Source organism: Streptomyces sp. NBC_01216, from assembly GCF_035994945.1.
Classification (GTDB): Bacteria; Actinomycetota; Actinomycetes; order Streptomycetales; family Streptomycetaceae; genus Streptomyces.
This window is the reverse complement of record NZ_CP108677.1, coordinates 3,949,785-3,963,456: the sequence shown is the minus strand read 5'-3', so window position 1 is coordinate 3,963,456 and position 13,672 is coordinate 3,949,785. Positions and strand designations below refer to the sequence as shown.

Genomic DNA, 13,672 nt, shown 5'->3' with positions numbered 1-13,672 from the left:
ACTGCCCGCCGGGCGGCCGGTGGATTGACGGCGCGCGTCAAACGGGCGCGGGCCGCCCCGCGTCCTCCCGCACCATGGGGAGGTGAGCGTGACCATCGACATCACCGGACTGCCGCACGAGCGGATCTCCTTCTGCCCCTCGCCACTGGCCGAACTCGGCGCGGCGCTGCACGCGCTCGCGGAGCCCGCCCACCACTCCCGGCTGCACGCGTGGACCACCGCCACCACCGCCGCGCTGAAGCCCGAGCTCGCCGACCGGCTCCACGAGGCGGACTTCATGTGGCGCGCCACCCGGTCCGACATCCTGCTGCCGCCCCGGCCCCGCGAGACGCTCGCGGAGGAACTGGACGACCTCGACCGGATGGAAGACGAGACCTACGTGTCCTCGGCGCTGGAGATCTCCTGCGCCAGCCGCTACGCCAACGGCGCTCCCTCTCCGCTCGTGGACGCCCGGATGCGGCGGCGCGCCCTGGACCTGGCCGCCGCCCGCGGCCCCCGCCAGGCCGCCTTCGTGGAGCGGATGCTCGCCGACCCGGCCGGCACGCGCGCCTGGGTCCGCCGTCTGCTGGAGGACTGCGACCAGGCGTTCTTCGCCGACACCTGGCGCAGGGTGCGCGTCCAGCTCGCCGCCGACGCCCGCCACAAGACCGAGCTCCTGCGCCGCAGGAGCCTGGCCGAGGCGGTCACCGCCGCCTCCCCCGCGATGAGCCTGGAGGAGGACGAGCACGGGTCACGGATCGTCGTCGACAAGCTGCTCCAGGGCCACACCACCGCCCAGGGCTCGGGCGTGACGTTCCTGCCGACCGCCTTCGGCTGGCCGCACCTGGTCGTGCTGCACGCGCCGGGCTGGCAGCCCGTCGTCCAGTACCCCGTCCCCACCCGCGACCTCGGCGGCGCCACCCCCGTCGAGACGGTCAAACTCCGCCTGGAGGCCGTCGCCCACCCGATGCGGATGCGCATCTGCCGCAGCCTGGCCCGCGGCTCCTACACGACGGGCGAGCTGGCCGACGCGTACGGCATCACTGCGCCCGAGGTCTCCCGCCACCTCGCCGTCCTCAGGAAGGCCGGGCTGCTCACCACCCAGCGTCGCGGCCGGTACGTCCTGCACCAGCTGGACGTCCCCGTCGTCGCCCGCCTGGGCACCGACTTCCTCGACGGCGTCCTGCGTTGAGCGGGCCCCTCCCCGGCCCCCGGCCCCCGCCCTCCGGGCGGACTGAACCAATTCCGCAACACGCCCTACCGCCCGCCACCGCCCGCCCGCACCAGGCCCGTCTCGTACGCCAGGACCACGACCTGCACCCGGTCACGCAGGCCCAGCTTGGTCAGGATGCGGCCGACGTGGGTCTTCACCGTGGCCTCCGACAGCACCAGCCGCGCCGCGATCTCGCCGTTCGACAGTCCCTGCGCGACCAGCAGCATCACCTCGCGCTCCCGGCCGGTGAGCCGGTCGAGCTCCCGGTGCCCGGGGTCGTGGCCGGCGCTCGGCAGCATCGGCGAGAAGCGGTCGAGCAGTCGGCGTGTGGTCGAGGGAGCCACGACGGCGTCCCCGCTGCGCACGGCACGGATCGCGGCGAGCAGCTCGCCCGGCGGCACGTCCTTCAGCATGAAGCCGCTCGCGCCGGCCTTGAGGCCGGAGAACGCGTACTCGTCGAGGTCGAAGGTGGTCAGGATCAGCACCTTGGGCGGGTCGGGCTGGGAGCAGATCCGGCGGGTCGCCTCCACCCCGTCCAGCCGGGGCATCCGGACGTCCATCAGCACGACGTCCACGGCCGTGGCGCGCAGAGCCTCCAGCGCCTCCACGCCGTCGCCCGCCTCGGCGACGACCTCCATGTCCGGCTGGGCGGCGAGCACCATGCGGAATCCGGTGCGCAACAGCACCTGGTCGTCGACGAGCATCACACGGATGGACATGGGGTTCCTTCGCGGCGTTCTAGTGGGCGGTCTTGAGGGGGAGCAGGGCGCTGATGCGGAAGCCTCCGCCGGGACGCGGACCCGCGTCCAGGGTGCCGCCGACCATGCCGACCCGCTCCCGCATGCCGATGAGGCCGTGACCCCGGCCGTCGGCGCCCCCGTCCTCGTACATCTCGTGGGCCGCGCCCCGCCCGTCGTCCTCGACGAGCAGTCCGAGACCGTCGTCGAAGTACACCAGGCGGACGCTCGCCCCGGCGTCCGGGCCGCCGTGCTTGCGGGTGTTGGTGAGGGCTTCCTGGACGATCCGGTAGGCGGTCAGCTCGACGCCGCTGGGCAGCGGGCGCGGTGTCCCCTCGACCCGGAAGTCGACGGTGAGCCCGGCCCCGCGGACCGTCTCGACCAGGTCCTCGATCTGCCCGACGTCGGGCTGCGGCACGTACTCCCCCGCCTCCTGGTGCTCGCCCGTGCGCAGGATGCCGAGCAGCCGGCGCATCTCCGCCAGTGCCTGACGGCCGGTGGAGGAGATGGTCTCCAGCGCCTGCTTGGCCTGGTCGGGCGAGGCGTCGAGGACGTAGGCGGCGCCGTCGGCCTGCACGACCATCACCGAGACGTTGTGGGCGACGACGTCGTGCAGTTCACGGGCGATCCGGGCGCGCTCGGCGGCCACGGCGACCTTGGCCTGTGCCTCGCGCTCCTGTTCCAGGCGGGAGGCGCGTTCCTCCAGCTGCGCGAAATAGGCGCGGCGGGTGCGCAGTGAGTCGCCGAGGACCCAGGCCAGGGCGAACGGCACCGTCATGATGACGGTGAAGAAGACCCGGGACGTGACCGATTCGATGTCCTCCGGGCCGGGCCAGCGCAGCTGGAAGAGCGTCGCGGCGCCGAGCCCGCCGGCGAGCGCCAGGCGCGAGGCCCAGCGCGGCCCGTCGTGCGCCGCGACCGTGTAGATGATCACCAGCATCGCGAAGTCGGCGAGGAAGGGCACCAGCCCGAAGACGAGCTGGGCGACGCCCAGCAGGACCGTGAGGACCAGCATCCTCTCCGGCGCGCGCCGGCGGAGCGCCACGACCAGGCACAGCAGCGCGGCGACCAGACCGTAGGCGACGGGCTGGTGGACCGCCGGGTAGGTCGAGCCCACCCACAGCATGGAGAACCCGAAGAGGACGACGGCCCAGAAGCCGTCGACGCCCGTCGGGTGTCTGCGGATGAAGTCGTAGAGGCGCTGCACGTGCCCCAGCGTAGGGAAGGCGGATAGGTGCAGGGGTCAACCGTGGGGCCGATCCTTGACCTGAAGGCCGTACTCCGCAAGGTGGAGACTGGGGTCCGTGACGGATGAGACGTGTCAGTGGCGGGAGCGCGAGGGGTGGCCGCGGTGGCGGGAGGCCACCGAGCGGGCGCTGTACGGGCCGGGCGGCTTCTTCCTGCGCCCCGAGGGCCCGGTCGGGCACTTCCGTACCTCGGTGCACGCCTCCGCGCTCTTCGCCGCGGCGGTGGCGAGGCTGCTGACGGAGGTCGCCGGGGAACTGGGGACGGAGGAGGTCGCGCTGGTCGACGTGGGCGCGGGGCGCGGGGAGCTGGTCGCGGGGGTGCTGGCCGCCGTGCCCGCGGGACTCACGGTGCGCCCCTACGCGGTCGAGCGCGCGACCCGGCCCGCCGGGCTCGACCCGCGCGTGCGGTGGACGGACCGGATGCCGCGGGGGCTGCGGGGGCTGCTCTTCGCCAACGAGTGGCTGGACAACGTACCGGTGGACGTGGCGCAGGCCGACGAGACGGGGACCGCGCGCTATGTGGAGGTCAGCGCCGACGGCACCGAGCGGCTGGGCGGGCCCGTGACGGGTCCGGACGCGCGCTGGCTGGAGCGGTGGTGGCCGCTGCGTGAGCCGGGCGGGCGCGCGGAGATCGGGCGCCCGCGGGACGAGGCGTGGGCGCGCGCGGTGGGGTCGATGGCGGCGGGGACGGCGGTGGCGGTGGATTACGGGCACGTACGGGCCGCCCGGCCGCCCTTCGGCACGCTGACGGGCTTCCGGGCCGGGCGGGAGGTCGCGCCGGTGCCGGACGGGTCGTGCGACCTGACGTCCCACGTGGCGATGGACGCCTGCGCGGCGGCGGGCGGTGGCCCGGGGGCCGAACTCCCCCGCTCGGGGGCGGAGGACGGGGGGCTCTCCGGTACGCACGGTCCGGCCGCGCCTGGCGAAGTGGCCGGCGGCGGGCGGCCGTCGCTCCCCGCCGGGGAACTGCTCACGCAGCGCGAGGCGCTCGGACGGCTGGGGGTGTACGGCGGGCGGCCCCCGCTCGCCCTGGCGTCGAGCGATCCGGCGGCCTATGTGCGGGCGCTCGCCACGGCGGGCGAGGCCGCCGAACTGACCGCCCGGGGCGGCCTCGGGGACTTCCTGTGGCTGACCCGGAGGATCACGGAGACAGCGGTCCGGTTGCCCTGACCGGCGCGGCACGGCGCTCCGGCCCGGAGGTGGGGCGCCGTGCCGTGCCGCTCGGCAGGGACCGCCCGCCGGGGGGTGCCCCCGGCGGGCGGGCGGGGCCCGGGGGCGGTGGGCGGGTGACGGAGTGCGGACGCCGCCGACGGCCCGGGGGCGGTGCAGGGATACTGTCCCCATGACGGAGACGACGGTCGGAATCGGCGGGGCGGCGGAGAGCACCGACATGGTGCTGAACATCGGGCCGCAGCATCCCTCGACCCATGGCGTGCTCCGCCTCCGGCTGGTGCTGGACGGCGAGGTCATCCGGCAGGCCGAGCCCGTGATCGGCTACATGCACCGCGGCGCCGAGAAGCTCTTCGAGGCCCGCGACTACCGGCAGATCATCATGCTCGCCAACCGCCACGACTGGCTGTCGGCCTTCTCCAACGAGCTCGGGGTCGTGATGGCCGTCGAGCGGATGCTCGGCATGGAGGTTCCCGAGCGCGCCGTGTGGACCCGCACGCTGCTCGCCGAACTGAACCGGGTGCTGAACCACCTGATGTTCCTGGGCTCGTACCCGCTGGAGCTGGGCGGCATCACCCCGGTCTTCCACGCCTTCCGGGAGCGTGAGGAACTCCAGGCGGTGATGGAGGAGGTGTCCGGCGGCCGGATGCACTACATGTTCAACCGGGTCGGCGGTCTCAAGGAGGACCTGCCGGCCGGATGGCTCGGCCGGGCCCGGGAGGCCGTCGCCGACGTCCGCTCGCGGATGGACGTGTACGACCGGCTCGTCCTCGGCAACGAGATCTTCCGCGGCCGGACCCGGGGCGTCGGAGTGCTGAGCCGGGAGGCCGTTCACGCCTACGGCGTCTCGGGGCCCATCGCCCGTGCTTCGGGAGTCGACTTCGACCTGCGGCGGGACGAGCCGTACCTGGCGTACGGGGAGCTCCGGGACACGCTGCGGGTCGTCACCCGTGAGGAGGGCGACTGCCTCGCCCGCTTCGAGTGCCTGCTGGACCAGACCCACAACTCGCTCGATCTCGCGGACGCCTGTCTCGACCGGCTCGGCGGTCTCCCCCAGGGGCCGATCAACCAGCGGCTGCCGAAGGTGCTCAAGGCGCCCGAGGGCCACACGTACGCCTGGACCGAGAACCCCCTGGGCGTCAACGGCTACTACCTGGTCTCCAAGGGCGAGAAGACCCCGTACCGCCTCAAGCTGCGCTCGGCTTCGTTCAACAACATCCAGGCGCTGACCGAACTGCTGCCCGGCACGCTGGTCTCCGACATGGTGGCGATCCTGGGATCGCTCTTCTTCGTCGTCGGCGACATCGACAAGTAACGCGGCGGGCGTGCCGGCCCGCCGGGCGCCCGGTCCGGCGCCGGGGTCCGGAGCGGGCCGCGTCGGTCCCGGCCCGGAAGCTCAGGAGCTGACGGCTCCGCGCAGCCGGGCCACGTCGATCTGCTCGGTCTCGTCGTGCGCGGTCAGGTCGATGACCTGACCGATGGCCCGCCGCTCGGGCCCGGGGCGCGCGGCGTCGGCCAGCGCCTCCTCGCCGACCACGTCGGCCAGGTCCGCGTCCTGGACGGCCTCGATCGCGGCCGTCGCCTTCTGCATGCCGAAGAAGTCGAAGCCTCCCTCGGGGCGCGGGGCCGGACGGCGGGCATAGGGGACGATCGCGGCCGCGGCCGGAATCGCCCGCACGGGAGGTACGGCGGCGATCGACGGACGAGCCTGGGGCTCGGTCCCGGCGACCGCCGCGTGCTTCCCCTGCGGCTCCTCCGTCTCCCGGGCACGCTCGGCCAGATCGCGGCTGCGGGCCGCCTCGGCGGTCCGTCGGGCCTGCTGGGCGGCGGCGTTGCGGGTCAGGCCGCGCAGCGCCTCGGCTGCCTGACGGTACGCGGCCGGCGTCGGCGTGGCTCCGGCGGCCGGCAGCTCCTTCGCGGGGGACGACGTCTCCAGGGCGAGCCGGCGGCGGCCCTCCAGGGCACTGGCCCGCTCGGTCTCGGCGGTGGCGTAACGGCGCAGCAGTTCGGCGTGCTCGTTGCGCAGCCCGGCGAGCTCGACCCGCTTCGCGCGCAGCTTCGCGTCGAGCTTGGCGCGCAGCTCGCGGGACTCCTCGATGTCGGACTCGAGCTCGGCTATCCGTTCCTCGGTCTTCCACTGGTCCGCGGTCCGCGCCCGGGCCAGCTCGGCGACCTGGCGGCCGGCACCGCGGTCCCAGCTGCGCATCATGACGGCGCCGACGACCGCGGCGCCCGCCGCGGCGGCGACGAGCACCCGCAGCGCCACGGGATCGGCGAGCAACCAGGCGCCCGCGGCACAGACGACCGACGCTCCGGCGACCGCGGAAGGCGGCAGAAGCTTGTGCAGAGGAGGTGAATGGCGGTGGCGTCCACGTGGCATGGCCTGAAATTTACCGTGCGTAGGCGCCGTGTGGGGGGCAGGCCCGGCAATCTCTTGGCCACTTCTCGCCCCCGGTCCCGAACGCGCCCGGGGCCGGACCTACTCCCCTCACCGGACCGCTACTTCCCGATCAGCCCCTTCGCCTCCAGATACGCCTTCGCGACGTCCTCGGGCTTCGCCCGCTCCGCGTCCACCTTGCGGTTCAGTTCGGCGAGATCCGCCGTCGTCAGCGCCTTGGTGACCTTGTCCAGAGCGGTGGCTATCTCAGGAGATCCGGCATCCTTCGCGTGCACCACCGGCAGCACGTTGTCGGCGTTCTGGAGCTTCTTGTCGTCGGTCAGGAAGACCAGTCCGAAACTCTCCACCGTCGCGTCCGTCGTAGTGGTCAGCACCAGCTGGTCCACGCCGTCCTTCACCGCCTGCTTGGACTGCGGCGTCCCGACGCCCTTGGGGTCGATCCCGGCGACGTCGATCCCGTACGTCTTCCTCAGGCCGGGCGCGCAGAAAGGCCGGACCTCGCATTCGTCACCGGCCGCGATCCTCACCTTCAGCTTCGCCAGGCCGAGATCCGAAAGACTCGTCAGCTTGTTCTTCTCGGCGAATTCCTTCGACACCGCGAAGGCGTTCTGATCGACCGCCTCGCCGAACGCGAGCACCTTCAGCCCGCGCGGCTCGGCCAGCTTCCTCAGCTCCGCCACGGTGGCGGCGGCGTCACCGGAGGCGACCGGCTTCTCCTCCGGTGCCTTCGGCCCGTTCACCTTGGCATTGAGGAATTCCGCGATCGTCGCCGCGTATTCCGGGACGATGTCGATCTCGCCCTTCTCCAGCGACGGCTCGTACAGCTCACGGTTCTTCACCGTGGTGATGCTCGCCGAGTATCCGGCGTCCTCCAGCACCTGCGCGTACAGCTCCGCCAGCACCTTCGACTCGGTGAACGCGGCGGCGCCGACGACGAGCGAGCCCTTCTCGCCCGACCCTCCGGTGCCGCCCTCCTCCAGACTGTCGCCGCCGCACGCGGCGAGCGAGACGGTCAGCGCCGTCACGCCCAGCACCGCACCCGCGATGCGCGAGGTCCTGCTCACGAGATCACCCTTTCCTTCGTCGTTCCGGTCGTCACGGGGCCTTGCGCCCCAGCAGTCTGTCCGCCCCCACCAGCAGCGCCTCCACCAGGAGGGCCAACACCGCCACGAGCAGCGCGCCCGCGACCACCTGAGGCGTGTCGTACGTGTTGAACCCGGCGGTGATGATCCGGCCGAGGCCGCCCTGACCGACCATCGCGGCGATGGTCGCCGTCGCCACCACCTGCACCGCCGCCGAGCGCAGCCCGGCCATCAGCATCGGACGGGCCAGCGGCAGCTCCACCCCCCGGAAGAGCTGACCGCCCGACATCCCCATCCCCCGCGCGGCCTCGACCACCGCACGGTCCACCTCCCGCACGCCCACATAGGCGTGGGTCAGCAACGGCGGCACCGCGAAGAGCACCAGCGCGATCACGGTCGGCACGTACCCGGCGTTGCGCAGCGGCGACACCATGAACAGGGCCAGCACGGCGAAGACGGGCACCGCCCGCCCCGCGTTGGAGACGTTGATGGCGACCGCGCCACCCCGGCCCAGGTGCCCGAGGAACAGCCCGAGCGGCAAGGCCAGCGCACAGGCCAGCGCCAGCGCCACCCCGCTCACGTACACGTGCTCGCCCAGCCGGTGCCACACTCCGCCCTCACCGGACCAGTTGGCCCCGGTGTTCAGCCAGCCCCAGGCATCCGTCAGCACCCCCACGTCACCCGCCTCCCGCGCCGGCGCGTATCCGGGTCCACGGCGTCAGCAGCCGCTGCACCCCCAGCAGCAGCAGGTCCGCGACGACGGCGAGCAGCACGCACAGCACCGAGGCCGCCAGTACCTGCGCCTTGAAGAACGTGGGCAGCGCGTCCTCGATGAGATTGCCGAGACCGCCGCGCCCCACGATCGACCCGACCGTCGTCAACGCGATCGTGGAGACCGTCGCCATCCGCACTCCGGCCATCAACGCGGGCAACGCCAGCGGCAGTTCGACCTCCCACAGCATCCGCCCCGCGCCGTATCCCATCCCCCGCGCGGCCTCCCGCGCCTCCGCGGGCACGGCGTCGAGTCCGGCCAGGACACTCCGCACGAGGATCGTCAGCGAATACAGCACCAGCCCCGTCACCACCAGGGCCGTCGACAACCCGAAGAACGGCAGCAACAGCGAGAACATCGCCAGCGACGGAACGGTGTAGAGAAGCGTCGTCAGCCCCAGCACCGGTCCCGCGAGCCGCGGCCGGGCCCGCGCGAGCAGCGCCAGCGGAAAGGCCGCGCACAGCCCGAGCACCACCGACACGACGGTGATGCCCACGTGCTGAAGCGTCGCCTCCGTCAGCTCCGTGCCACGGGTCCGCAGGTACTCCCCGCAGATCCAGTCGTTCGACACCAGACAGTTCGCCGCAGCCATGAGCCTCCCCCGTCACGCTGGTCCCGAACGAACGTATGACCCCGACCCTAGCCTCCGACACCGACAATCCCCGAAGCGTCCCGCCCCCACGGCGGCACGCCCTTCGCCACGACCGGACGGAAGAGGCCACAATGGTGAACCATGATCCGGTTCGAACACGTCACCAAGCGGTACGCGGACGGCACCACCGCCGTCGACGACCTCTCCTTCGAGGTGGCCGAGGGTGAACTCATCACGCTCGTCGGCCCGTCCGGCTGCGGCAAGACCACCACCATGAAGATGGTCAACCGCCTCATCGAACCCACCGAGGGCCGCGTGTTCCTCGACGGCGAGGACATAGCCACCACCGACCCCGTCCGGCTGCGACGCCGCATCGGCTACGTCATCCAGCAGGTCGGCCTCTTTCCCCACAAGACGGTCCTCGACAACACCGCCACCGTCCCCCACCTGCTCGGCACCCCCCGGGCCGAGGCCCGCGCCCGAGCCGCCGAGCTCCTCGACCTCGTCGGGCTCGACCCCAGGAAGTACGGCGACCGCTACCCGGAGCAGCTCTCCGGCGGACAACGCCAACGCGTCGGCGTGGCCCGCGCTCTGGCCGCCGACCCGCCCGTCCTCCTCATGGACGAACCGTTCGGTGCCGTCGACCCCGTCGTCCGCGAGCACCTCCAGAACGAGTTCCTGCGCCTCCAGTCCCAGGTCCGCAAGACCGTCCTCCTCGTCACCCACGACCTCGACGAGGCCGTCCGTCTCGGCGACCGCATCGCCGTCTACGGGCACGGCACCATCGAGCAGTTCGACACGCCGGCCACCGTCCTCGGCGCCCCCGCCACGCCCTACGTCGCCGATTTCGTCGGCTCCGACCGCAGTCTCAAACGACTGTCCGTCACCACCGTCGACCGCGCCGACCTCGAAGAGGCCCCCGTCCTGCGCGCCGACGGGAACACCACGGCGCCCGCCGCCCCCGGCGCGGTCGTCCTCGACGCCGACGACCGGCCCACCGGCCGCGACGGCACCGGCCCCGCGGCCGTCCCCCTCGGCACCACCCTCAAGGACGCGCTGGCCGTCCTGCTCCGCGGCGACACCGGCCGGCTCCCCGTCACCGACCCCGCCGACGGCGGACGGTACGCGGGCGTCCTCACCCCGGCCGGCGTGCACCGCGCACTCCGACGCGCCCAGCCGCGCCCCGCCGGCCCGACCTCGCCCGACGGCCCCGCCGCCGCACCCGGCCGGCCCGCCGAGGACCCTCTCAGCCGGCGCTGAGCCGACCGCTCATCCACTCCAGCGCCGGCGGGATCTCCCGACGCCAGGTGTTGAAGTTGTGGCCGCCGCTGTTCAGCGTGATCGAGGAGACCCGTGCCGGTGTCCTCACCTTCGCGACGAAGTCCAGCGTCCCCTTCAGATTCCCCTCACCCCGCTTCGACGTCGTCACCAGGAACGACGACCTCCCCTGCCGCAGGTGCCCGAGGCTCCACAACAGGTCCGATCGCCTACGCGCCGCCTCGTCGCCGTGGAACAGGTCGCCCGTCGTGAGGTCCTCCGCCGCCCGGTAGTAGGCCGAGAGCCCCGCACCCGCCGCGAACCGGTCCGGATGGTGCAGCGCGAGCTTCAGCGCGCAGTACCCGCCGGTCGAGTTCCCCATCACTCCCCAGTTCCGTGCTCCCGTCCCCACCCGGTACGTCTCCGACACCGCCGCCGGCAGGTCCTCGGCGAAGAAGGTCTCCGTCCGCGGGCCCCCAGGCACGTCCACGCACTCCGTGTCCCGCGGCGGTGCCACCGTCGGACGCAGCATCACCAGCACCATCGGCTGCGTCTTGCCGTCCTTCGCCAGCCCGGACGCCGTCTGCGGATACCGCAGGCCCTTCAGCAGGTTCTCCGCCGTCCCGGGGTACCCCGTCAGGACCACCACCACGGGGAAGCGGCTCCGCGCGTACCCCTCCTGGAAGTACTCCGGCGGCAGGTACACGAACGCCGGAGAGGCGATCCCCGACTTCTCCCCCGCCACCACCACCTCCTGTATCTGCCCGCCCACCGCGGGACGGCCGCCCCCCGGCACGTCCACCCCCCGCGTCCCCACGACACTGACCCGCCGCGAACCCGCCGAGTGGTCCACCACCACACCCGGCTGCCGCTCCCAGCCGAGCAGGTCCGCCCAGGAGCCGTAGAAGAGAAAGGACTTGTTCGCGGCCAGACCGACCGCGACGAACAGCGCCAGCTGCGTCGCGAGCAGCATCCCCACCCGCCCCAGAACCGCTCGCGGGCCTCCGCGTGCCAGCCGCGGCCACCACCGGACCGTCAGGGCGAACAGCACCACGGCCAGCACGGCCGCCGAACCCAGAACAACGTTGCTGGTGAGACCCATGAGTCCTTTGAGCTTCTTCCGTGAGAATTTCCCGTACGCGGATGAACCCGCCGTCCCGCGGCGCCGTCCTAGAAGGCGCACGACCTCCGGCAGGCCCGCCGCACGACCCACCCGCCCGGCCCGCCGCGTTCAGGAAACCCTCGCGAAGCCACGGGAAGCACGGGAAGCGATGTCTGTCACGGTAGATGGGGACAAATCACGATCGGTTCCGGTTCGGATACGCCGAATCCTCCGAGGACCCCGCCCCGAGAAAGTCCCCTCCCTCGTCGGGACCGCCTGCTCGTTCATCGGCCTGATCGACATCGCGGCCGGCGTCTTCCCCCGGTTCCGCACCAGCCGGATGCACGCCTTCGCCGAGATCCTCCCCGGCACCCTCGGGCCGCTCTCCGCGGCCCTCTCCCTCAGCGCCGGCGTCCTGCTCCTCCTCCTCGCCCACGGCCTCAAACGCAACAAGCGCCGCGCCTGGCGAGCCGCCGTCGTCCTCCTGCCCCTCGGCGCCGTCGCCCAGTTCGCCTGGCGGCACTCCGTCCTCGGCGTCCTCCTCTCCCTCGCCCTCCTCGCGCTTCTGCTGCGCCACCGGGGCGAGTTCGCCGCCCTCCCCGACCCGCGCAGCCGCTGGCGCGCCGTCGCCAACTTCGTCCTCATGGGCGCCGGCTCCCTCGGCCTCGGCCTCGTCATCGTGAGCGCCCACCCCCGCCGCACCCTCGGCGACCCCGGCCTCACCGAGCGCCTCGAGCACGTCCTCTGCGGACTCCTCGGCATCGAAGGTCCCGTCGGATACACCGGTGACGTCGACTGGACCGTCGGCTACTCACTCGGCGCCCTCGGCATGCTCACCGCGCTCACCACCATCTACCTCGCCCTCCGGCCCGAACACCCCGCGGCCCGCCTCACCCCGCACGACGAGACCCGCCTGCGCGCCCTGCTCGACACGCACGGCGGCCGCGACTCACTCGGCCACTTCGCCCTTCGCCGCGACAAGAGCGTCGTCTTCTCCCCCAGCGGGAAGGCCGCCGTCTGCTACCGCGTCGTCTCCGGAGTCATGCTCGCCGGCGGCGACCCCATCGGCGACGTCGAGGCATGGCCCGGCGCCATCGAACGTTTCATGGACGAAGCCAAGGCCCACTCCTGGACCCCCGCCGTCATGGGCTGCTCGGAGACCGGCGGCGAGGTCTGGACCCGCGAGACCGGTCTCGACGCGCTCGAACTCGGCGACGAGGCCATCGTGGACGTCGCCGGCTTCTCCCTCACCGGCCGCGCCATGCGCAACGTCCGCCAGATGGTGAAACGGATCCAGCGCAACGGCTACACCACCCGGGTCCGCCGCGTCCGCGACCTCTCCGACACCGAACTCGAACAGATCCGCCAGGCCGCCGCCGACTGGCGCGGCACCGACACCGAGCGCGGCTTCTCGATGGCCCTCGGCCGCATCGGCGACGCCGCCGACGGCGACGCCGTCATCGCCACCGCCCACCGGCACGACCCCGACCGGCCGGACGAGGCGGACGACTCCCACGGCGACCTCAAGGCCGTCATCCACTTCGTCCCCTGGGGCCCCGACGGCATGTCCCTCGAACTCATGCGGCGCGACCGGTCCGCCGACCCCGGCATGAACGAACTCCTCATCGTCGCCGCCCTCCAGGAATCCCCCCGCCTCGGCATCACCCGCGTCTCCCTCAACTTCGCCATGTTCCGCTCGGCGCTGGCCCGTGGCGAGAAGATCGGCGCCGGACCCGTCCTGCGTCTGTGGCGCGGACTCCTCGTCTTCCTCTCCCGCTGGTTCCAGATCGAGTCCCTCTACAAGTTCAACGCCAAGTTCCGGCCCCACTGGGAACCCCGGTTCGTCGTCTACCGCAAGAGCCGCGACCTCCCCCGCATCGGTCTCGCCGCCCTGCAGGCCGAGGGCTTCGTGAACCTCCGCACGCCCCTCCCCCTCTCCCGGCGTACCGCCGCCACGCGCCCCTGCCCCCACGTCATCGACACCGGCGCCGTCACCGGCGACCGCCACACGGCCCACGCCGCCTGATCTCGCCTCCTCCGGCCGGGACGCCACCGCGCGTCCCGGCACGACCGCACCGGGCCGTGCCCTCCGGCGCCGCGTCGGCGCCACCCCCGCGAGCCAC

12 protein-coding genes are annotated in these 13,672 nt (G+C 72.9%); 5 read left to right on the top strand and 7 right to left on the bottom strand.

Annotated features, from left to right (window positions below; translation table 11 throughout):
* The first annotated feature begins 82 nt into the window (after positions 1-82).
* Positions 83-1,171 carry a DUF5937 family protein gene (locus tag OG393_RS17480; RefSeq protein WP_327375585.1) on the top strand — a complete coding sequence of 363 codons (1,089 nt, stop codon included), beginning with the start codon at positions 83-85 and terminating at the stop codon, positions 1,169-1,171.
* A gap of 65 nt (positions 1,172-1,236) precedes the next feature.
* Here the strand turns inward: OG393_RS17480 and OG393_RS17475 are convergent, their stop codons facing one another.
* Together OG393_RS17475 and OG393_RS17470 are read right to left on the bottom strand one after the other, a co-directional pair.
* On the bottom strand, positions 1,237-1,911 hold the full coding sequence (locus tag OG393_RS17475) for a response regulator transcription factor (protein ID WP_327375584.1): 675 nt from the start codon (positions 1,909-1,911) through the stop codon (positions 1,237-1,239).
* Positions 1,912-1,930: 19 nt separating this feature from the next.
* Entirely contained in the window at positions 1,931-3,136 is a 1,206-nt protein-coding gene (locus OG393_RS17470; RefSeq protein ID WP_327375583.1) for a sensor histidine kinase, read from the bottom strand.
* A 97-nt stretch (positions 3,137-3,233) separates the two neighbouring features.
* Between OG393_RS17470 and OG393_RS17465 the strand changes: the two genes are divergently transcribed.
* Together OG393_RS17465 and OG393_RS17460 are read left to right on the top strand one after the other, a co-directional pair.
* On the top strand, positions 3,234-4,346 hold the full coding sequence (locus tag OG393_RS17465) for an SAM-dependent methyltransferase (protein ID WP_327375582.1): 1,113 nt from the start codon (positions 3,234-3,236) through the stop codon (positions 4,344-4,346).
* 172 nt (positions 4,347-4,518) lie between these two features.
* On the top strand, positions 4,519-5,661 hold the full coding sequence (locus tag OG393_RS17460; protein ID WP_327375581.1) for an NADH-quinone oxidoreductase subunit D: 1,143 nt from the start codon (positions 4,519-4,521) through the stop codon (positions 5,659-5,661).
* 81 nt (positions 5,662-5,742) lie between these two features.
* Here OG393_RS17460 and OG393_RS17455 read toward each other — a convergent pair whose 3' ends face one another.
* From OG393_RS17455 to OG393_RS17440, 4 genes are all read right to left on the bottom strand, one after another.
* Positions 5,743-6,726, bottom strand: a complete 984-nt coding sequence (locus tag OG393_RS17455) for a hypothetical protein (protein WP_327375580.1) — start codon at positions 6,724-6,726, stop codon at positions 5,743-5,745.
* Between the two features lie 119 nt (positions 6,727-6,845).
* Positions 6,846-7,808 (bottom strand): ABC transporter substrate-binding protein, encoded by a 963-nt coding sequence (locus OG393_RS17450; RefSeq protein WP_327375579.1) that lies wholly within the window; start codon positions 7,806-7,808, stop codon positions 6,846-6,848.
* A gap of 31 nt (positions 7,809-7,839) precedes the next feature.
* A complete protein-coding gene (locus OG393_RS17445; protein WP_327375578.1) occupies positions 7,840-8,502 on the bottom strand; it encodes an ABC transporter permease in 663 nt (220 codons plus the stop codon).
* A 1-nt stretch (position 8,503) separates the two neighbouring features.
* On the bottom strand, positions 8,504-9,190 hold the full coding sequence (locus OG393_RS17440; RefSeq protein ID WP_327375577.1) for an ABC transporter permease: 687 nt from the start codon (positions 9,188-9,190) through the stop codon (positions 8,504-8,506).
* 141 nt (positions 9,191-9,331) lie between these two features.
* Here OG393_RS17440 and OG393_RS17435 point away from each other — a divergent pair, with 141 nt between their 5' ends.
* Positions 9,332-10,450, top strand: a complete 1,119-nt coding sequence (locus OG393_RS17435; RefSeq protein ID WP_327375576.1) for an ABC transporter ATP-binding protein — start codon at positions 9,332-9,334, stop codon at positions 10,448-10,450.
* On the opposite strand, the gene OG393_RS17430 is transcribed toward OG393_RS17435, so the two are convergent.
* Complete coding sequence (locus tag OG393_RS17430) at positions 10,437-11,549, bottom strand: alpha/beta hydrolase (protein WP_327375575.1); 1,113 nt, start codon at positions 11,547-11,549, stop codon at positions 10,437-10,439. The genes OG393_RS17435 and OG393_RS17430 overlap by 14 nt on opposite strands.
* A 169-nt stretch (positions 11,550-11,718) precedes the next feature.
* Between OG393_RS17430 and OG393_RS17425 the strand changes: the two genes are divergently transcribed.
* Complete coding sequence (locus OG393_RS17425) at positions 11,719-13,575, top strand: phosphatidylglycerol lysyltransferase domain-containing protein (RefSeq protein WP_327375574.1); 1,857 nt, start codon at positions 11,719-11,721, stop codon at positions 13,573-13,575.
* Positions 13,576-13,672 lie beyond the last annotated feature (97 nt).